The sequence below is a fragment of the Micromonospora sp. NPDC047738 genome (genome assembly GCF_040642675.1).
GTDB lineage: Bacteria > Actinomycetota > Actinomycetes > Mycobacteriales > Micromonosporaceae > Micromonospora.
In genome coordinates this window covers 1-20157 of sequence record NZ_JBEYSO010000046.1, presented here as the reverse complement: position 1 = coordinate 20157, position 20157 = coordinate 1, and the positions used below count along the sequence as shown (strand labels likewise).

The 20157-nt window shown below is 70.9% G+C and carries 12 protein-coding genes; 7 read left to right on the top strand and 5 right to left on the bottom strand.

Translation table 11 applies throughout. The features are described from left to right. Positions 1-3 precede the first annotated feature (3 nt). A complete protein-coding gene (asnB, locus tag ABZ783_RS34815; protein WP_357446542.1) occupies positions 4-1878 on the bottom strand; it encodes an asparagine synthase (glutamine-hydrolyzing) in 1875 nt (624 codons plus the stop codon). A gap of 207 nt (positions 1879-2085) precedes the next feature. On the opposite strand from asnB, the gene ABZ783_RS34810 reads away from it, so the two are divergent. From ABZ783_RS34810 to argH, 7 genes are read left to right on the top strand one after another with little or no spacing between them, the layout of a single operon-like run. Beyond that, the gene (locus ABZ783_RS34810; RefSeq protein ID WP_357446539.1) at positions 2086-2301 is read left to right on the top strand and encodes an MbtH family protein; all 216 of its coding nucleotides are present in this window, start codon (positions 2086-2088) and stop codon (positions 2299-2301) included. A 1-nt stretch (position 2302) separates the two neighbouring features. Further along, a complete protein-coding gene (locus ABZ783_RS34805) occupies positions 2303-7576 on the top strand; it encodes an amino acid adenylation domain-containing protein (protein ID WP_357446536.1) in 5274 nt (1757 codons plus the stop codon). 5 nt (positions 7577-7581) lie between these two features. Beyond that, positions 7582-8166, top strand: coding sequence for an NAD(P)H-dependent oxidoreductase (locus tag ABZ783_RS34800; RefSeq protein WP_357446533.1), 585 nt, complete (start codon positions 7582-7584; stop codon positions 8164-8166). Next, complete coding sequence (locus tag ABZ783_RS34795) at positions 8163-9116, top strand: hypothetical protein (protein ID WP_357446530.1); 954 nt, start codon at positions 8163-8165, stop codon at positions 9114-9116. The genes ABZ783_RS34800 and ABZ783_RS34795 overlap by 4 nt, the downstream gene beginning before the upstream one ends. Next, entirely contained in the window at positions 9094-10155 is a 1062-nt protein-coding gene (locus ABZ783_RS34790; protein ID WP_357446526.1) for a pyridoxal-phosphate dependent enzyme, read from the top strand. Before ABZ783_RS34795 ends, ABZ783_RS34790 begins: the two co-directional genes overlap by 23 nt. Further along, on the top strand, positions 10152-11354 hold the full coding sequence (locus ABZ783_RS34785; protein WP_357446523.1) for an ATP-grasp domain-containing protein: 1203 nt from the start codon (positions 10152-10154) through the stop codon (positions 11352-11354). Before ABZ783_RS34790 ends, ABZ783_RS34785 begins: the two co-directional genes overlap by 4 nt. A 1-nt stretch (position 11355) precedes the next feature. Beyond that, positions 11356-12831: an argininosuccinate lyase gene (argH, locus tag ABZ783_RS34780; protein WP_357446520.1), complete on the top strand. Its 1476-nt coding sequence runs from the start codon at positions 11356-11358 to the stop codon at positions 12829-12831. Between the two features lie 3 nt (positions 12832-12834). On the opposite strand, the gene ABZ783_RS34775 is transcribed toward argH, so the two are convergent. The 4 genes from ABZ783_RS34775 to ABZ783_RS34760 form a co-directional block, all read right to left on the bottom strand. Further along, on the bottom strand, positions 12835-14625 hold the full coding sequence (locus tag ABZ783_RS34775) for an ABC transporter ATP-binding protein/permease (protein WP_357446517.1): 1791 nt from the start codon (positions 14623-14625) through the stop codon (positions 12835-12837). Between the two features lie 2 nt (positions 14626-14627). Then, positions 14628-15641, bottom strand: a complete 1014-nt coding sequence (sbnB, locus tag ABZ783_RS34770) for a 2,3-diaminopropionate biosynthesis protein SbnB (protein WP_357446514.1) — start codon at positions 15639-15641, stop codon at positions 14628-14630. A 14-nt stretch (positions 15642-15655) separates the two neighbouring features. Next, complete coding sequence (gene sbnA / locus ABZ783_RS34765) at positions 15656-16669, bottom strand: 2,3-diaminopropionate biosynthesis protein SbnA (protein ID WP_357446511.1); 1014 nt, start codon at positions 16667-16669, stop codon at positions 15656-15658. Beyond that, a partial coding sequence (locus tag ABZ783_RS34760; RefSeq protein WP_357446508.1) for an amino acid adenylation domain-containing protein occupies positions 16666-20157 on the bottom strand: 3492 nt, incomplete at its 5' end. The genes sbnA and ABZ783_RS34760, both read right to left, overlap by 4 nt.

Genomic DNA, 20157 nt, shown 5'->3' with positions numbered 1-20157 from the left:
GAATCAATGGTGGTCGGGCAGGTCGAACTCATCGAGCAGCACCCCGAAGCTGAGGACGACCAGCAGCAGGTCGTCGCCCACATGCGGATGCACGTCGAAATCGGCGCTCAGGTATTGGGATTTGAGCCGCTCGACGGTGTCGGGATTGAAGTAGCCCTGTCGTTTGATGCGGGCGTGTGACAGCAGGTCGTTCGCCCATTCCGGATGCTGGCGCAACAGCCAGGGGCTGCTGGGCGCCCGGAAGCCGAATTTCTCCCGCTGAATGATCTCGGTGGGCACCAGCCCGTGCGCCGCCTGCCGGAGTAGGTGCTTCTCGCCGCCCTGTGGGGTCACCATCAGGCGCGGAGGTATGGTCCGGGCGAAGTCGATGACGTCCAGATCGAGGAACGGGTAGCGCGCCTCGACGGCGTTGGCGAGTCCCATCCGGTCGCCGTGGTCGGCCAGCAGGTGGTCGGAGAGCCGTAGCTTGAAGTCCAGGTAGGACCGCTGGTGCAGCGGATGCCGGTTGCGCAGCATCTCGTGGTCGACGAGCGGCAGGGCCAGACACTCGAAGGTGTCGAATTCGGCTGCCGCCTCCGCCGAGTACAGCTCCAGCTTGGTGTCGCTCCAGGCCAGGTAGTCGCGTTCGTAAAAGACCTTCTCGTCGCCCCACAGGTGCTGCCGGGCCTCGGCCTCCAGCAGGTCGAGGACGCCGCGACGGTGCGGCAGGCCGGTGCGGTCGATCTGGTCGAAGCGGTAGCCGGGATAGCCGCCGAACAGCTCATCGGCGCCCTCCCCGGTGAGGATGACCCGGACCCCCGCGCGCCGCACCGCGGCCGACAGGGACAGCGAGCAGGTGTTATAGGTCTCCTTCACCGGGCACTCGGCGTGCCGGATCATCCGGCGGAAGCTCTCGGCGGCGTCCGCGACGCCGAAGATCTCCTCGTGATGGACCGAGGAGAGCTTGGCCGCCATCAGCCGCTGGAAGGGCGACTCGTCGATGCCGGCGTCGCGGAAGGCGATTGAGAAGGAGTGGCGCCGGGTGTGCGGCGAGACCTCGCCGACCAGGGCGCCGATGAGCGACGAGTCCAGTCCGCCGCTCAGGTAGAACCCCACCGGCACGTCGGCCAGCAGCCGCCGCTGCACCGACGTCGCGAGCAGGCCGCGCAGCCGCTCGACGTAGAACTCCTCGGGCCGTTCCGCGGGCCCCTCGCCGAGTTCGGGATAGTCCAGGTCCCAGTAGCGGACCTTCCGCACCTGCCCGTCCTGGACCAGAAGATAGTGGCCGCTCTCCAGGCTGTGCACGCCGGCGAACATGGTGCGCGGGCTGACCAGCCCGGGAAACGTGAGCACCTGGTCGAGGCCCGCCAGGTCGACCGCGCGCGGGACGGCCGGGTGACTCAGGACGGTCTTGTTCTCCGAGCCGAAGACGAAATGGCCAGCGGTCCGCGCGTAGAACAGCGGCAGGATCCCGACGTGGTCCCGGGCCAGGAAGAGCCGGCGCCGCGCCCGGTCGTAGATCGCGAAGGCGAACTGCCCGCGAATCACGTCGAGCAGCCCCGTCCCGCGCTCCTCGTACAGGTGGACCAGAACCTCGACGTCGCTTCCGGTGCGGAAGGTGTGCCCGCGGGCGGTCAGCCCGTCCCGGAGCTCCCGGTGGTTGAAGATCTCGCCGTTGCAGACGAGGACCACGCTGCCGTCCTCGTTGGTGATCGGCTGAGCGCCGGTCGTGAGGTCGATGATGCTCAGCCGCCGGAAGCCCAGTCCGATCCCCGGGTCGGTGAACCGCCCGGCACTGTCCGGGCCCCGGTGCTCCAGCGTGGCCGTCATCGCCGACAGAACCTCCTGGTCGACGGGGTGGTCCCCGCGGAGGTCCAGATACCCAGCGATTCCGCACATGGCTCCGCACTTTCCTCGGGGCTGATGGCCGCATACATCATGCGGGCCGGTGCGGTATTCAGTCATCGGTCCCGAACCGGCCTGAAGACATTCTTTGCCGATCACCATGCAGCCGCTTAAGCCGCAGCTAAGTCGAGTGTTAGGAGCGATTGTTAGCCTGCCGGAAGCCAGTACCGGAATCCATTCGAGACGGACCGGAGCATCGCTGTGACGAATCCTTTCGACGACGAGGGTGCGCCCTTTGTGGTTCTCGTGAACGATGAGGGTCAGCATTCCCTGTGGCCGACGTTCGTAGACGTGCCGGCCGGCTGGACCGTGGTGTTCGGCGAGGCTGACCGCGCCGCCTGCCTGACCTACGTGTCCGAGAACTGGACCGACATGCGGCCGAGGAGCCTGGTCCAAGCAATGGAACGGCAGGCGTGACGTGGCGGACCGGGTCCGAGTGGTGGACATCCTGCCACTGACGCCCTTCCAGGAGGGCGTGCTGTTCCACGCCCTGTACGACCGGGAGGGCCCGGACGTGTACCACGTCCAGTACTCCCTCGACCTGGCTGGAGACCTGGACCCGGCCGCGATGCGGGCCGCCGCGGACGCGCTGGTACGGCGCAACGCGGCCTTGCGCGCCGCCTTCCGCCAGCGCGACAACGGCCAGTCGGTGCAGCTGATCGTCGAGGGCGTGGCCGCGTCATGGCGCTTCGAGGACCTCCGGGAACTGCCCGCCGAGCGCCGGGACGTCGAGGTGGCCCGGCTGACCGCGGCGGAGCTGGACCGGCGCTTCGACCTGGCGCAGCCCGCGTCGATTCGCTTCACCCTCATCCGCAGCGCGGACGACCAGTGGCGCCTGCTGCTCACGAACCACCACATCCTGCTGGACGGCTGGTCGATGCCGGTGCTGCTGCAGGAGCTCTTCCGGCTGTACGAGCGGCGCGGCGACGCCGGCGCGCTGCCGGCTCCGGTGCCGCACCGCGACCACCTCGCCTGGCTGGTCGGGCAGGACGCCGAGAAAGCCCGGGAGGCATGGCGGGCGGCCCTGGCCGGCCTGACCGAGCCGACGCTGGTCGCCCCGGCCGACCCGGCCCGGCTGCCGGTCATGCCGCACAAGCACACGATCGTGCTGCCAGCCGAGTTGGCGGCGGCGATGACCCGGCTGGCGAAGGGGCACGGCCTCACCGCGAACACGATCATCCAGGGCGCCTGGGCGATCCTGCTGGCGCGCCTCACCGGCCGGGACGACGTGTGCTTCGGCGCCACCGTCAGCGGCCGGTCCGACGAGGTGGCCGGCGCCGAGGAAATGATCGGCTCCTTCATCAACGTCGTGCCGGTCCGGGTTCGCCCGCGGGCGTCGCGTCCGGTGGTCGAGCTGCTCGCCGAGCTGCAGGAGCAGCAGGCCGAGTTGCTGCCTCACCAGCACCTGGGCCTGACCGATATCCAGCGGACGGCCGGCCTGAGCCAGCTCTACGACACGGTGGTGATTGTCGAGAACTACCCGCTGGACCTGGCGAAGTTCAAGAACCTCGGCGCGGGGCTGTCGCTGGCCGGTGCCGACGTGCACGACGCGGCCCACGTCCCGCTCCGGCTCGTGGCCATCCCGTTCCCCGACTGGCAGCTGCAAATCGACTACCGGCCGGACCTGTTCGCCGCGGCCGAGGCCAAGACCATCGGCGACCGGCTCATCCGGCTCCTGGAGCAGATCTCCGGCCACCCCGAGCGCGCGCTGGGCCGGCTGTCGATACTGGGTCCCGACGAGCGGGCCCGGCTCATCACCGAGCTGACCGGGGCGCACCGGCCCGACGCCATGAGCAGCCTGCTGGAGCGGGTGCACGAGCTGGCGGCGGCCCACGGCGAGGCGCCAGCGGTGATCGCGGACGGCGTCCGCATCACCTATGCGGAGCTCGTCGGCCGAGCCGGCGCGCTGTCCCGTCAGCTGTTGTCCCTCGGCATCCCGCCGGGCGGCAGATGCGCCATCTACGCCGAGCGCGGCGTCAACGTCATCGTCGGGGTGCTCGGCACGCACGGGGCCGGCCACGCCTTCCTGCCGCTCGACACCCGAGCCCCGGCCGCCCGCAACGCGTCGCTGCTGCAGTCGAGCGGGGCGGATGTCCTGCTCGCCGGCCCCGAGCACGCCGAGACCGCCGCGGAGATCTCCACGGCTGCGGGGGTGCGAGTCGTCGTCCTCGGCGAGGTTGCCAAGCCGGCCGGCATCGAGCCGCCCCCGGTCCAGCCGGATCAGGCGGCGTATCTGCTTTACACCTCCGGCAGTACCGGACTGCCCAAGGGCGCCCTCGTCCATCACCTCGGCATGGTCAACCATCTGGCGGCCAAGAACGAGGACCTCGACCTGGTCGCCGCCGACGTCGTGGTGCAAAACGCCCCGCTGACCTTCGACGTCTCGGTGTGGCAGATGCTCGCGGCGCTTACCGTCGGCGGCTGCGTCCTGGTCGTCGACGACGACACCGCCCTCGACCCGGTGGCGCTGTTCCGGCAGACCGACCGGGAGCGGGCCACAGTACTGGAGGTGGTGCCGTCGCTGCTGCGCGCCGCGCTGGACGCCTGGGACGACGGCGCGCCGCTGCCCGGGCTGGAGACGCTCCGCTGGCTGCTGGTCACCGGCGAGGCCCTCTCCGCCGACCTGTGCCGGCGCTGGTTCCGGCATTTCCCCGGCGTGCCGATGGTTAACGCGTACGGGCCCACCGAGTGCTCGGATGACGTGACGCACGGGTTCATCCGAAGCGCGGCGGACGTCGCCGGCGTGGTCGCGCCGATCGGCCGGGCGGTCCGCAACACCGAGCTCTACGTGCTGGACCAGACGCTCCAGCCGGCCCCGACGGGCACGGCCGGCGAGCTGTACGTCGGCGGGCAGGGCGTGGGACTCGGCTATCTCGACAATCCGGTCGGCACGGCGCTGGCGTTCGTGCCGGATCCCTTCTCCGGCCGGGCTGGCGCGCGCCTGTACCGCACCGGCGACCTCGTACGCAGACTTCCCGACGGACAGCTCGAGTTCCTCGGCCGGACCGACCACCAGGTGAAGATCCGCGGGCGGCGGGTCGAACTGGGGGAGATCGAGGCGGCGCTGCGGACCACGCCAGGCACCCGCGACGCGGTGGTGATGCTGCGCGCCGACACAGCCGGCCACGAGCGGCTAGTGGCCTACCTGGCCGGGCCGGTCGACCCGCAGGACGCGCACAAGACGGCGGAGTCCCTGCTGCCGCCGCACATGGTGCCGGCCGTGTTCGTGGTGCTGGACAGCCTGCCGGTCTCCCCGAACGGGAAGATCGACCGCAAGGCCCTGCCCGTGCCGCAGAGCCCCGCCGGCAGCAGCGGGCGGGCGCCGCGCACCGCGACGGAGACGACGCTCGCGGACCTGTTCGCCGACGTCCTCGGCACCGCCGGCGTGACGATCGACGACAACTTCTTCCAGCTCGGCGGGCATTCGCTGCTCGCTACCCGGCTGGTCAGCCGGATCCGGGCCACCCTGAACACCGAGCTGCCCACCCGGGCCATCTTCGAGGCACCCACCATCGCCGCCCTCGCTGCCCGCCTCACCGAGGCAACCGGCGGGAGCCGGCCCGCGCTGACCGCCGGGCCGCGGCCGGCCGGACCCCCGCTGTCCTACGCGCAGCGCCGCCTGTGGTTCCTGGCCGAGCTCGAAGGTCCGAGTGCCACCTACAACCTGCCCAATGCGCTGCGGTTCGACGGCCCGATCGACCACGACGCCCTGCACGCCGCGTTAGGTGATCTGATCGGCCGGCACGAAAGCCTGCGCACCCTGATCCGAGTCGTCGAGGGGGAACCGACCCAGCACGTCCTCGAAGACTTCTCCGTGCCACTGCAGCGGCACGACAGCACCGCGCCGCGGTTGCCCGACGACCTCGCCGCCGCCGCGCGCCGGCCGTTCCACCTGGACCGTGAGCTACCGCTGCGCGCGGACCTGTTCACTCTGGACGACCGGCAACACGTGCTGCTGCTGACCCTGCACCACATCGCGGGCGACGGCTGGTCCTTCGCGCCCCTCGCCGAGGACCTCACCACCGCCTATCAGGCTCGCCGGCAGGGACAGCCCCCCGGCTGGGCGCCCCTGCCGGTCCAGTACATCGACTACACGCTCTGGCAGCAGAAGCTGCTCGGCACCGTACGCGACGAGCAACTCGCTTACTGGCGCCAGAAGCTCGAAGGGCTACCGGACCACCTTGTCCTGCCCACCGACCGGCCCCGGCCGGCCATCGCCAGCCATCACGGCGCCACCACGCACTTCACCATGCCGGCCACCCTGCATCGGGACCTCACCCGCCTGGCCCGGCGGCACGACGCCACACTGTTCATGGTCATCCACGCCGGACTGGCCGCCCTGCTGACCCGCCTCGGAGCCGGCACCGACATCCCGATCGGCGCACCCATCGCCGGGCGTACCGATCCCGCTCTGGACAAGCTGATCGGCTTCTTCGTCAACACCCTCGTGCTGCGCACCAGCACGGCAGACAACCCCACCTTCACCGAGCTGCTGCAGCAGACCCGCGCCACCAACCTCGACGCCTACACCCACCAGGACCTGCCCTTCGACTACCTGGTCGAGGCCCTCAACCCCAACCGCTCCCTGGCCCGCCACCCGTTCTTCCAGGTCATGCTCGTCCTGCAGAACGTCGCGAAGGTCGACTACGCGGGCCTGGGCATCACTGACGAAGAGATCTTCAATCCGATCTCCCGGTTCGACCTGGTCATCGAGGTGAACGAGCGCTTCGGCGACAACGGCAGCGAGCGGGGGCTGCAGGGCTTCATCCAGTACGCCGACGAACTCTTCGACCGGGCGACCATCGAATTCTTCGTCGCCGCCTGGGAGCGGCTGCTCACCGCGGCCGCCGCGGACCCGTCGTTGCCAGTCGGCCGTCTGCCGGTGCTCGGCGAGCAGGACCGGCACGATCTGATGGCGGCCGGCAACGCCAGGCAGTCGTTCGTGCTCGACGACGCGCTGCAGCCGGTGCCGTACGGCGTGCTGGGCGAGCTGTACGTCAGCGCGGAAGGGCCGGCGGCGGACACGGTGGCCAACCCGTTCGGACCCCCGGGCACGCGTCTGCGGCGTACCGGGAACCTGGCCAAGTGGACGCGGCAGGGAGAGTTGCACGTCGCAGGCCGCGTCGAGGACCAGGTTTTGATCGACGGGGTGCCGGTGCACCCGGCGGAGATAGCGGCCCGACTGGCGGACGGCGACCTGCTGTCCCAGGCCGTCGTGGTGGCCGACGAGGACGGCCTGCTGGCCTACGTGGTGCCCCGGCAGTCCGGCACCGTAGTCCACGCCATCCGGCGGGCATGGAGCGAACGGCTGCCCGACTACCTCGTCCCCCGGCGACTGGTGCTGCTGGACGCGCTGCCGCTGACCGCCGCAGGCACGGTGGACACGGACGCGCTGCCCGCCCCGGCAGAGCCGGGCGCGGCGGGGCCGGCCTCGGCCGGGGGGCGGGAGACGATCCTGCGCAAACTCTTCGCCGAGGTCCTGGAGGTGCCGTCGGTCACCGATGACGACAACTTCTTCGACCTCGGCGGGCACTCCCTGCTGGCCGTCCGCTTGCTCAGTCGGATCCGCAGCGAGCTGGGCGTCGAGCTGAACCTGCGGGACGTGATGATGGACCCGACCGTTGCCGGCGTGGCGGAAGCCCTGGCCGGCGCGGCGCAGACCACCCGGCCCCCGCTGCGGCGCATGCGGTGAGCGACATGGGCGTGATCCGCGTGGTGGCCCTGTGCGGAAGCCAGGCGCCGCAGTCGTCCACGGAGAGCCTGCTGCGGGTGGCGGCGACGCACGCCGAGCTGCTGGGCGCAGACGTGTGCTTCTTCCGGGGCGAGCAGCTGCGGCTTCCGCTGTACGGTTCGCCGGTCGACGCCCGCGACGCGGCGGCGGTCGGCGAGCTCCTCGCCTCGGTGGCCGCGGCCGACGGCGTACTGCTGGGATCGCCCTCCCATCACGGCTCGCTCTCGGGACTGCTGAAGAACGCCATCGACTACCTGGAAGGACTCCGGGACCACGCGAATCCGTACCTGACCGACAAGGCGGTCGGCTGTGTCGCCGTCGGTGCGGGTACGCAGGGCCCAGTCAACACGATGCGTTCCCTGCGCGACACGGTGCATTCCCTGCGCGGCTGGCCGACCCCGCTGGGCGTCGCGGTGGACCGCGCGTCGGCGCTGTGCCAGGGGATACCGAGCCCGGCCGTTGAGCACCAGCTCGCCCTGGTGAGCCGGCAGGTGGTGGAATTCGCGCTGGCACGCCGCGCCGGCGCTGGAGAGAGACGGGTAGGCAATTGAGCAGCCAGCAGGACGAGGCGCAGGGCACCCTGCTCCTTCCCGGCGACGGCGACCGCCGGGGGTGGGGGACCGCACACGGCCACCACGGCGAGCTTCTGCAGGGTGTCTTCGAGTTCGCCGGTTCCCTGCACCGGGGACTGGTCACGCTGCCCTGCCCGATCATGAGCACCGAGGTGAGCGTCGTCGTCACCGAGGAAACTCCGGAGTGGACGGCGCACCCGCCGTGGAAGACCAAGGCGTTGCTGGCCGCCCGCGCCACCGCCGACATCCTGGGCGAAAAGGCCGGCGGGGCCGTGTCGGTGCAGAGCAACATCCCTACCGGCTTCGGTATGGGGTCGTCCACCAGCGACGTCACCGCCACGATCCGGGCCGTGCTGAGCGCGTTCGGCGCCACCCTGCCCACCGACCGGATCGCACGCATCGCGGTCGAGGCCGAGCGCGCGGCGGACCCGCTGATGTACGACCGCATGCTGCTGTTCGCCCACCGGGAGGGCCTGATCCTGGAGGACTTCCAGGTGCGCATGCCCCGGATAAAGGTGATCGGCTTCGCCGCCCGCCCCGAGCCGATCGACACCTTGGCACTCGCGCCGGCCCGGTACAGCCGGTGGGAGATCGAGAGCTTCCGCACGCTGCGGGGCATGCTGCGCCGGGGCGCGGCCGAGGGTGACGTGGCGGCGCTGGGCCGGGTGGCCACCGCGAGCGCCCGGCTGAACCAGCGGTTCCTGCCGATCGAGCACTTCCCGCGGCTGCTCCAGGTGGCCGAGGAGACCCGGGCGGCCGGCATCGAGGTGGCGCACAGCGGCAGCGTGGCCGGCCTGCTCTTCGACGCCGCGGACCCGAATCTCGCCGGCAAGATCGACCGGGCCCGGCGTGAGCTCTTCCGCATCGGTATCTCCCGCACCTGGGAGTTCTTCACGGACGGGGACGATGAGCGCCTTCCGGATTCGTAAGCCCTTCACGGACGTCGTGGATTCGGCCGTCCTGCCGCGGCTCATCCACCTCTCCGGCGACCTGTACGCCGCCGCCTTCCAGCTCATGAAGCTCCTGCCCGCGCAGTTCGTGCTGCAGCGGGCCCTGGAACAGGGGCAGCTGACCGAGCGCAGCACGGTCATCGAGACCACCTCCGGCACGTACGGGCTGGGGTTGGCCATGGTGTGCCGCCGGCTCGGGCTACCGCTGATCCTGGTCGGCGACACCGCCATCGACAGTCACCTGCGGCGCCGGCTGGAGGCGCTCGGCGCCCGGGTGAGCATCGTCAGCGGACAGGCCGCCCGGACCGGTGGGATCCAGCAGGCGCGCCTCGACCGGGTGGAACGCATCCGGGCGCGGCACCGCTCGCCATTCACCCCCGGCCAGTACGACAACACCATGCACGCCAACGCGTACGGCCGGGTCGCCGAGCTGATCACCGAGTCGTTCCCGCAGGTGGACGCACTGATCTGCCCGGTCGGCTCGGGCAGCTCCTCGACCGGCATCGCCGGTTTCCTCCGGCTGCTCTGGCCCGATCTCGTGCTGATCGGCGTCGACACCCCCGGCAGCGTCCTGTTCGGCGCGCCGAACGGCCGGCGCCGACTCCGCGGCCTGGGCAACGGACTGCTGCCGAAGGTGCTGGACCATTCACTGTTCGACGAGGTGCATTGGGTGCCGGCCGGGGACGCGTTCGCCATGACCCGGCGGCTGCACGCCGACCACACGCTTTTCATGGGCCCGACCAGCGGTGCCGCCTACCAGGTGGGGCAATGGTGGACGCGGCACAACCCGGGCGGCACGGTGCTGGCCGTGATGCCCGACGAGGGGCACCGCTACCAGCGGACCGTCTTCCACGACGCGTGGCTGCGGCGGGAGGGGCTGGCCGGCGTCGAGGCGCCCCGCGAGCCGACGGAGATCGCCCATCCGGGCGACCTGGAGGACCGCTGGAGCCGGTACGCCTGGGGGCGGCGCACCCGCGACGAGGTCGTCGACCTGCGGGCGGCGGTGGGTACGCGATGAGCGACCGCATCCTCGTCCTGGTGGAGAGCAACACCTCCGGCACCGGACGGCTCTTCGTCCGGCGCGCCCGGGCGAGCGGCCTGAGGCCCGTGCTGCTCACCGAGAACGCGTCCCGCTACCACTGGGGAGACGACGAGCCGGACGTCGTCGCGGCCCGGACGGACGACCTCGACGACGTGGTGCGCGCGTGCGCGAGGCTGGCCGGCGATCTGGCCGGGGTAGGCACCAGCTCGGAGTACTACGTGGGCATCGCGGCCGCGGCTGCGGGCCGGTTCGGGCTGCCCGGCGCCGACCCGGCCGCGGTCGAGGTCACCCGGGACAAGGAACGGCAGCGCGAGCGGCTGCACGCCGCTGGCGTTCAGGTCCCGCGCTTCGCCGGCGTCTCCGATGCGGACGAGGCGGCGGTCGCGGTTGACCGGCTCGGCACGCCGGTCGTCGTCAAACCGGTCTCCGGCAGCGGCAGCCGCGGCGTGCGCCTGTGCGGCACCGCGGAGGAGGCCGTCCGGTACGCGGGCAAGCTGCTGGGCGAGCGGGTCGACGAGCGCGGCCGGCCGCTGCCGCAGCGGATCCTGCTGGAGCAGTACGTCCCAGGGACGGAGTTCTCCGTCGAGCTCTTCGGCGGTGTCCCGGTCGGCGTGACGCGCAAGCATCTCGGCGCACCGCCGTCCTTCGTGGAGGCCGGCCACGACTTTCCGGCGATGCTTTCCCCGCCGGACGAGGACGCTTTGCGAGACGCGGCCCGGCGGGCGGTGTTGCGGCTCGGGCTGTCCTTCGGCCCGGCGCACGTGGAGCTGCGCCTCGGCCCGGACGGCCCGGTGCTCATCGAGGTCAACCCGCGGCTGGCGGGCGGCTGGATTCCCCGCCTGGTGCAGGAGGCGACCGGCCTGGACCTGGTGCTGCAGACCGTCCGCGGGTTCGCCGGCCTGCCGCCGCGCCTGTCCCAGGACGTCGCACCGCGACCCAGCTCGATCCGTTTCCTCATCCCGGACACCGAGGGCGAGCTGGTCGCCGTGCACGGCGTCGAGGACGCCGCGGCGATCCCCGGCGTCGTCGAGGTGCAGATCTACCGCGAGCCGGGCACCCTGCTGGCCCGCAACGGCGACTTCCGCGACCGCATCGGCCACGTCGTCGCGCAGTCCGGCGCGGCCGCCGAGGCGGCGCTGCACAAGCTCACACCGGAGATCCGGAAGGAACCCTGAGTTGACAGCGACAGGAGGGGCGGACACCGGACGGCTGACCACCGGCCTGGACCCCGAGCTTCAACGCATGCTGCTGGAACCCCGCTGGAAAGTCACCGCGCCGTGGAAGGCCGAGCTGGACCGCATCGCCCGGGTGGACCTGGCGCACGTGGTCATGCTCGCCGAGAGGGGCATCGTCGGGCGGGCCGCGGCCGCGGCCCTGCTGGCGGCCGTCACCGATTTGCGCCGGCAGGACTTCCGGCCGATCGAGGGCCGGCCCGCGCCGCGCGGGCTGTACCTTGCCTACGAGGGCCACCTGATCGAGACGCTGGGCGAGGGGGTGGGCGGCCTGCTGCACACCGGCCGCTCGCGCAACGACCTCAACGCCACCTGCCTGCGGCTCGGCTTGCGCGAGCCGCTGGCCGAGCTGATTCACCGCCTGATCCGGCTGGAACTCGTCCTGATCAACCGCAGCCGGCGGTACGGCGAGTGCGTCATGCCGGCCTACACCCATTTCCAGCCGGCGACCCCCATCACGTACGGGCATTACCTGACCGGCCTGGCGGGCGGCCTGGCCCGGGAGGTGGACGCGCTGCTGGCAGCGGGCGAGGGGCTGGCGTACAGCTCGCTAGGTGCCGGTGCCGTCGGTGGCACCTCAATCCCGATCGACGCGGATCGGACCGCCGAGCTGCTCGGCTTCGCCGGCCCGCTGCGCAACTCGATCGACGCGGTAGCCGCGCGGGACGTGGTGCTGCGAATCGGGGCCGCGGCCGCGACGCTGGGCGTGCTGCTGAGCCGGGCCGCGACCGACCTGCTGCTCTGGTCGTCACAGGAGTTCGACCTGCTGACGGTGCCCGATGACCTGGTGGGCTCGAGTTCGATGATGCCGCAGAAACGCAATCCGTTCGTCCTTGAAAACGTACGCGGCAAGTCCTCGGCTGCGCTCGGGGCGTTCGTGACCGCGGCCGCGGCGATGCGCAACGAACCGTACACCAACTCGATCTCGGTGGGCACCGAGGGAGTCAAGCCGATATGGGACGCGCTGCGCGAGAGCAGCGACGCCGCAGCGATCCTGGTCAAGGTGTTCTCCCGGACCACAGTGAACCCCGCGGCCATGCAGCGGCGCGCGCGGGACGGCATGACCGTCGCGACGGCGATCGCCGAGGAGCTGGTGCGCAGCGGCGTCCCGTTCCGGCGCGCCCACCACGAGGTGGGCCGGGCCGTGCGGCTCGTCCTGGACGCGGAGGCGTCGTCGATGGGTGAGGCGCTGAAGGACCGCATCGAGGACGTGCCGACGGAACCGGCGGAGGTGTGCGCCGCGGCCGAGTACGGCGGCGGCCCGGGTCCCCGGTCCCGAGCCCGGGCGATCGCCGAGGCCGGTGAGCGCGCCGTGGCCCACCGGCGCCGCCTGCTCGGCTGGACGACGGGATGGGAGGCGGGAGAGGAGCGGCTGGCCGCCGCCGTGCAGGGGATCATCACCGGCACGCCGACGGCGTGAGACTCACAGCCGCCAGCGTAACCAGCGGGCCGACCCAATCAGGCCGAGCAGCGCCATCCCGGTGAGAACGACGAGATCGACGGTCAGCGGCATACCCAGGTCTCCGCTCATCGTCCGGCGGAGCGCGTCGGCCGCGTACGTGGGCGGCAGCGCCCATCCCATGATCTGCAGCGGCACCGGGAGCGCGGCCGCCGGGATCATCACCGGGGCGATCAGCAGCAGCGCGAACACCAGGATGTTGGTGACGATCGCGATGATGTCCACCCGGGCGAACAGACTGCCGATCATCATTCCCAGCGATGCCAGGGACAGCGCCGACAGCGGCAGCACCAGCAGCAGGAGCGGGGAGGGTGACAGCTGCAGGTCGTACAGCATCGCCCCGGCCACCATCGGGGTGAGCAGGCCCGGAGCTATCAGCAGCAGCCGGGAGAGCATGAGCGCGGAGACGAACGAGACCTTGCTGATCGGCAGTGACGCGTAGTACATGATCGTGCCTTCGGCCTTGAGCATGCCGACCCGTTGCGCCAGGTTGCTGACGTTCTCGGTGGTCAGCGCGAAGACGGTGGCGCCGCTGATGATGTAGAGCATGCTCTGCCGGTCGGTCAGCCCGGAGCCGATCTTCGTCATGCCAAAGACCATGGCGAGCGGCATGAGAACCCCGAACAACACATTCCACACCCAGGTGGTACGGGCTCCGAGCATCTGTTCCAGCCACAGGTGGCCCACCTCGCGCACCCGGCGGCCGATCGACTCCCGGGCCGGCGGCCGCGGGCGGGGGGTTGCGGCGGGAACGGCCGGGGGCACCGGCGCCGCCGGCGGCGAGGGGAACTCCCGCCGGTCGCCGGTAGCCTCCAGTTCCAGATAGGCCTCCTCCAGGCTGGGGCGCGCGACCCGGAAGTCGTCGACGCGCTTGAGCCGGACGTCGGACACCACCACGTCCATCAGCGCGCCGATGCGATCCGGTTCGGCCCGGATCACGTACCCGCCCTCCTTGCCGCGCGGAGCCAGCGAGCCGAACGACGCCAGCCGCGCGGCGGCGGCCGGGGTGAGCGTCTCACCCTCCTTGAGGCGTAGCTCCAGCCGGACCTGGCTGCCCAGGTGCTCCTTGAGTTCGCCGGGAGTGCCCTCGGCGACGATCCGGCCGCCGTTCATCACGGCTACCCGGTGCACCGCCTGCTCGGCCTCGTGCACGTTGTGGGTGACCAGCAGGACGGTGGTGCCGTCCTCCTCGTTACGGCGTCGCAGCGCGTCCCACACCAGCCGGCGACTGCGCGGGTCCAGTTCGTTCGTCGGCTCGTCCAGCACCAGCAGCCGCGGCCGGCCGACCAGCGCCATGGCGAGGTTGACCAGGCGCAACTGGCCGCCGCTCAACCCGTTGACGTAGCGGTCGGCGTCGGCGGCGATGCCGAACTCGTCGAGCAGGTCGTCGCTCTGCCGCCGGGCGGCCCCGCCGGACAGCCCGCGGAGCCGGCCGGTGTAGGCGAGTGCCCGCCGCACCTCGATGAGCCGCATCGCCAGGCCCTGCTGCGGCAGGAAACCCACCAGGTGCTTGACTGCCTCCGGCTGCCGGACGACGTCCACGTCCGCCACCCGGATCGATCCCGATGTCGGCGTGAGCAGTCCCAGGATCTGCATGACCATGGTGGTCTTGCCCGCGCCGTTGGCGCCCAGCAGGCCGAACACCTGACCCGGCGCGACGGCCAGGTCGATGTCGACGTTGGCGTGCACCAGGGCGCCACCCTTGCTCCGGTACGTACGGGTAAGGCCGTTGATGTCCAGGAACGGCTCGTCCATGGCTAACCCGCGGGGAAGAAGCCGGCCACCGGGCTTCCTCCGCCGAGTCCGGCCACCCGGTCGTAGACGTGCTTGCCGACGGCCAGGTCGAGCACGCCCAGCCCGAACGGGGAGAAGACGACGGCTCGCCCCGGGTCCCGGGTGAAGCCGCCCGTCAGCACATCGGCGAGTGTGCCGTCGATGAAGTTCTGGTGTCCGAACCGCTCCGCCGCGAGGTGCAGCGAGGTCCGCTCGCGCACGACGTGCCCGATGTCGTCGGTGACGTTCTGCGCCGCAGCGATCAGCGCCGGGTCGAGGTCGCGGAGCGAGACGTGCAGCACAACAGGGGCGTGCCGGAGGAGCTGTGGGTCGGCGAGGTGCGGCGTGCCCGCGACGGTCGCGAGGATCACCAGGTCGCACGCGGAGAACGCCTCACGGACGTCGCCGACGGCCTTGACGTCGGGCGCGTCGGTCTCGCGCAGCGTCTGCGCGAACCGCTCGGCCGCCGCCGGATCGGTGTCGAACAGCCGGTACCCGCCGATCTCCCAGCCGAGCTCGGTGAGAAAGCGCCGGATGTGCTCGGCGATCAAGCCGGTGCCGACGAAGCCCACCCGCCCGGCACGCCGCCCGCCGATCAGTTCCTCGGCGGCCAGCGTGGCGGAACCGGCGGTGCGGGCGGCCGAGATGAGCGAGGACTCGAGGCACGCGTACGGGAACCCGGTCCCGGCGTCGTTGAGCAGCAGGATGGCTGACGCCCGCGCCAATCCGTGCGTGATGTTGCCGGGAAAGCTGGCGATCCACTTCACGCCCGAGACCCGGAACCGCCCGCCCAGGTAACCGGGCAGCGCGATGATCCGGTCCCGTTCCCGGTCTGGGAAGCGCAGGAAGCTGCTGTGCGGCAGCGACGAGTCGCCACGGGCGTGCGTCAGGTAGGCGTCACGCACGATGTCCTGAACCGTTTCCCGGTTCCCTTCGATCTGCTCGGCGACCTCGGCGCCGCGGACGACGAGCAGTGCTTCGGGCGGGGCGTAGGGCATGCTCTCTCCTCCAATCACACTGATGCCGTTGAGGAGATCAACACGTCGTCGATCCGCTCCGGATAGGTCTCGGCGACCCACTGTGGGTTGAAGACGGTGTCGGCATAAGCGTTGCCGCGGTCGGCGCACAGGAACACGACCCGCGGGCGGGGCCCGCGGTAGCCGGCGAAGTAGCGCTGGACGGCCGCGTAGACGCTGCCGCTGGACCCGCCGGCGAAGATGCCGTGCCGCTGCCACAGCTGGATGCAGCCGACGATGCTCGCGTACTCGGACACCAGCATGGTTTCGTCGATGAGCGCGTGCTGCAGTAGCGGCGGGACGATGCTGGAGCCGATGCCGGGGATGCGCCGGCGGCCCGGGGCGCCGCCGAAGATGACCGATCCCTCGACGTCGACCGCGATGACGCGTACGCGCGGATCGGTCTGCTTCAGACGACGGGACAGACCAGCGATGGTGCCGGCCGTACCGACACCGACGAAGACGTGGGTGATACGGTCCAGCGCGTCGCACAACTCGGATGCGGTGAAGCGATAGTGCGCGTCCGCGCCGTCGGTGTTCGCGTACTGGTTGGGCCAGTAAGAGTCCGGCAGTTCCGCGCACAGGTCCTGCACCCGTCGGAGGCGCGACTTCAGGAAGCCGCCGGTGTCGTCGATGTCGTGCACCCGCTCCACCCGGCTGCTGAGCGCCCGCAAGAAGTTTTCGGTGGTCCGGTTGACGTTCGAGTCGATCACCGGGACGAACTCGAGACCGAGCGAGGCGCAGAGCGACGCAAGGGCGATGGCGAAATTGCCCGAGGACGACTCGACCAGGACCGACTTCGGGGTCACCTGCTCGCGCAGGATCGCCTGCCGCAGGATCCACAGGGCCGACCGGTCCTTGGCGCTGCCGGAGAAGTTGCTGAACTCCAGCTTGGCGTAGAGGTCCAGCCGCTCATCGGCCAGCGGGACCAGCGGTGTCGGCATCATCGCCGCGGCCAGCGACTCGACGTGCCGCATCAGTCCGTTGCGGTCCCGGTTGCCGCTCGTCATGCCAGTCTCCGGCCGAGGATGGCGCCGATCTCGTCCACCGCCGGTTGCTCCATCATGTCGTTGTGCGCGCCTGAGACCGGGTGTTGTTCGACCTGTCCGGTCACGTAGGGCTCCCAGCCGAGGTGCGGCTGGTCACCCTCGACCGAGAAGAACAGCACGTCACCCTCGAACACCTCAGGCTTGGACTCCCGGACGATCGCGCGGGTGTTGATCGCGGCGTCCACGAACGCCGGGAAGATCCAGTCGCCGAGATGCTCCCAGCCGCCGTATTCCTCCCGCAGCAGCGCCAGGACAGCTTCCCGGTCCCGCTGCCGGCCGTCGTCCCGCCTGAGGAATTCGACGATCCGGCGCAGGACCATGTCCTCGTCGTCGTCACCCTGCCGGCGGTGCCAGTCCGGCACGTACGAGTCAAGCAGCGCCAGGAAGCTGACCTGTTCACCCTCCTGTTGCAGGGCCGTGGCGACGGCATGCGCCACATTGCCGCCGGAGGACCAGCCCAGCAGCCGGTACGGCCCGTGCGGCGCGACCGAGCGGATCTGCTTCACGTAGTCGAGCGCCATCTCCGCCACCGAGCGGGGCAACCGGTCGGGCTCCAGGATCCCGCGGGCCTGCAGGCCGTACACCGGAACATCGGCCGGCACGTGCTCGGCGAGCCGGCGGTACGCCCAGCTCAGCCCGTACAGCTCATGGATGCAGAACAGCGGCGGCTCACTGCCCCACGCCCGGATCGGCAGCAGCACGGCGACATCGTCCCGGCCGGTCCGCTCGCCGATCCGCTCGGCGAGCGCGGCGACCGTGGGCGACTCGAACACAGTCCGGATGCTCACGTCCCCGCCCAGCTCGGCGCGCACCCGGCTGACCAGCCGGATCGCCAGCAAGGACTGGCCACCCAGCTCGAAGAAGTCGTCGTCGATGCCGATCTCCGGCACGTCCAAGATCTGGCCGAACAACCGGCACAGCGCCTCTTCGCGGTCGGTCCGCGGCGGCCGGCGCGGTCCCCGGTCCGCCCGGGCCGCGTGGGGCAGGGCGCGCCGGTCCAGCTTGCCGTTGTGCGACAGCGGCAGCCCGTCGAGCACGACCATGGCGTCGGGGACCATCGGAAGCGGCAGCCGCTCACGCAGGTGCCCGCGCACGTCCTCGACCAGGCGGTCCGGGTCGGACCATCGCTTCACCGGTGGCGGATTGGCGCCGCCGCGCACCTCGCGGACGGCGTACAGCGTCACCAGCCGGGTGCGGTGCAGCGCCGAGGTAACGCCGGAAGTGACCTGGAAGCCCTTCCCCTTGAGGAGTTCGGTGATCGCGTCGAGGCGGCCGTTCACGTCGTGCACCTCGGCGACGACCTGGTCGATGATCGGCCAGTGCGTGTCCTCGATGCCGCGCAGGATGTCCTCCTCGCTCTTCTCCGCGTCGACCTTCAACAGGTCGATGCGGTCGACCCCGGTCTCGCGGATCATCTGGGACAGCGTGCGCACCCGGGTCGACACGATCTCCTGCCGCATCCGGTCGCTGACCAGCTCGTCCACCATCGCACGCAGGCCCTCGACTCCCGGCTCGGTGACCTCCTGCCAGGTCTGTTCCGTGTACGCCTGGACGACCGTCCGGTCCTCGTCGGTGTCCGCGTAGCGCCCGGACATGATGGACAGCTCCGGGTAGTAGGCGAACTTCACCGTCCCGTCGGCGTCGGACAGGCCCATCGGGTGCAGCCGCGCGTTGACGCCGTGCAACCGGGTGTTGAGCGCGAGCACCTGGAACAGGTCCGGGATCGGCTCGAAGGCGTGCACCACACCCTTGGGGGCGCGCGCCGCGGCGTACAGCGTGAACATGCCGATGTGCGCACCGACGTCGAACACGCACGCGTCCTCCGCGATGACGATGCCGTTGCGCAGGTACTCCTCATCCTCGAAGATCTCCTCACGCAAGAACGTGGTTTCCGACCGGTTGCGGTAGAAGACCGACATCCCGTCCGGGAAGGTCATGCGCGGTACGCCGTCGACGGTCCCGTCCTTCTCCAGTGCCAACAGCGCCCGGACCGCGGCCGCCCTGGACCCGTCCGGCACCAGGTAGCCGACCAGCCGCTGCTCGCCGCGCTGGTCGACATCGAGCGTCACGACGGCCTCGGCCACCGCCTCGTGCGCCAGGATCGTGCTTTCGATCTCGCCGAGCTCGATCCGCATGCCGCGGAGTTTGACCTGGTGGTCGACGCGGCCGAGGAAGTCGAGGGTGCCGTCGGGGAGCCAGCGGGCGAGGTCGCCGGTGCGGTAGAGGCGGCTGCCGGGGGTGCCGTGCGGGTTGGCGGTGAAGCGTTCGGCGGTGAGGTCGGGGCGGTTGTGGTAGCCGCGGGCGAGTTGGACGCCGGCCAGGTAGAGCTCGCCGGGGACGCCGGGTGGCAGCGGCCGGAGGCGCCGGTCCAGCACGTACACCTGGGTGTTCCAGACCGGCCGGCCGATCGGCACCGAGGCACCTTGCCGGCCGGGGGTGCAGGGGGCGAAGGTGACGTCCACCGCCGCCTCCGTGGGCCCGTAGAGGTTGAAGAGCCCGGCCTGCAGCGTCGCGTGGAACTTCTCGGCCAGGTGGGCGGGCAGCGCCTCGCCGCTGCAGATGACCCGCGTCAGGCTGCGGCAGGCCGTGGCGGCCGGCTCTTGGAGGAAGGTGGCGAGCATCGACGGTACGAAATGGATGGTCGTGATCCGCTCACGCTGGATCACGGCGGCCAGGTAGTCGGGCTCGCGGTGGCCTTCCGGCTTGGCCATCACGACGGTTGCGCCCACGAGGACCGGCCAGAAGAATTCCCACACCGAGACGTCGAAGCCGGCCGGCGTCTTCTGCAGAACCCGGTCCTCGGGCGTGAGCCCGAATTCGGCCTGCATCCAGTCGAGGCGGTTGACGATCGACCGATGCGACACCATGACGCCCTTGGGCCGGCCGGTGGACCCGGAGGTGTAGATGAGGTACGCGGTGTGGTCCGGGTGCGTTCCGGGCGTCGGGTTGGTGGTGGGCCGGGCGGCCACGGCCGCAGCGGTTTCCGGGTCGTCGAGGTAGAGGACGGGGACGCCCTTCGCGCCGTTGCCGGTGGTGGTGATGAGCAGCCGGGGCCGCGCGTCCGCGAGCAGTTGCTGGATGCGGGTGGCGGGGTGGTCCGGGTCGATGGGGAGGTAGGCGGCCCCGGTCTTGCCGATGGCCAGCAGGGTGATGAGCAGCTGGGTGCTGCGGGGCACCGCGACGGCGACGGTGGTCTCGAGGCCTGCGCCGAGGTGGTGAGCAAGCTGATTGGCGCGGTCGTTGAGCTGTTGGTAGGTGAGTGTGGTGGCGCCGTCGGTGACCGCGATGGCGTACGGAGTGCGTGCGGCTTGCTGCTCGAAACGTGTGCTCAGCGTGCCCGGGCGATGCTCGGCGGTGGTGTTGTTCCAGGTGGTGAGGATCTGGTGGTGTTCGTTGGGTAGGAGGATGTCGAGGTCGTCGATGGGGGTGTGTGGGTGGTTGGCGGCTGC

Coding starts and splice junctions, on each gene's coding strand:
- sbnA (WP_357446511.1), bottom strand. CDS start 16,669: ATGACGAGCGGCAACCGGGACCGCAACGGACTGATGCGGCACGTCGAG.
- sbnB (WP_357446514.1), bottom strand. CDS start 15,641: ATGCCCTACGCCCCGCCCGAAGCACTGCTCGTCGTCCGCGGCGCCGAG.
- ABZ783_RS34785 (WP_357446523.1), top strand. CDS start 10,152: ATGAGCGACCGCATCCTCGTCCTGGTGGAGAGCAACACCTCCGGCACC.
- ABZ783_RS34800 (WP_357446533.1), top strand. CDS start 7,582: ATGGGCGTGATCCGCGTGGTGGCCCTGTGCGGAAGCCAGGCGCCGCAG.
- ABZ783_RS34775 (WP_357446517.1), bottom strand. CDS start 14,625: ATGGACGAGCCGTTCCTGGACATCAACGGCCTTACCCGTACGTACCGG.
- asnB (WP_357446542.1), bottom strand. CDS start 1,878: ATGTGCGGAATCGCTGGGTATCTGGACCTCCGCGGGGACCACCCCGTC.
- ABZ783_RS34790 (WP_357446526.1), top strand. CDS start 9,094: ATGAGCGCCTTCCGGATTCGTAAGCCCTTCACGGACGTCGTGGATTCG.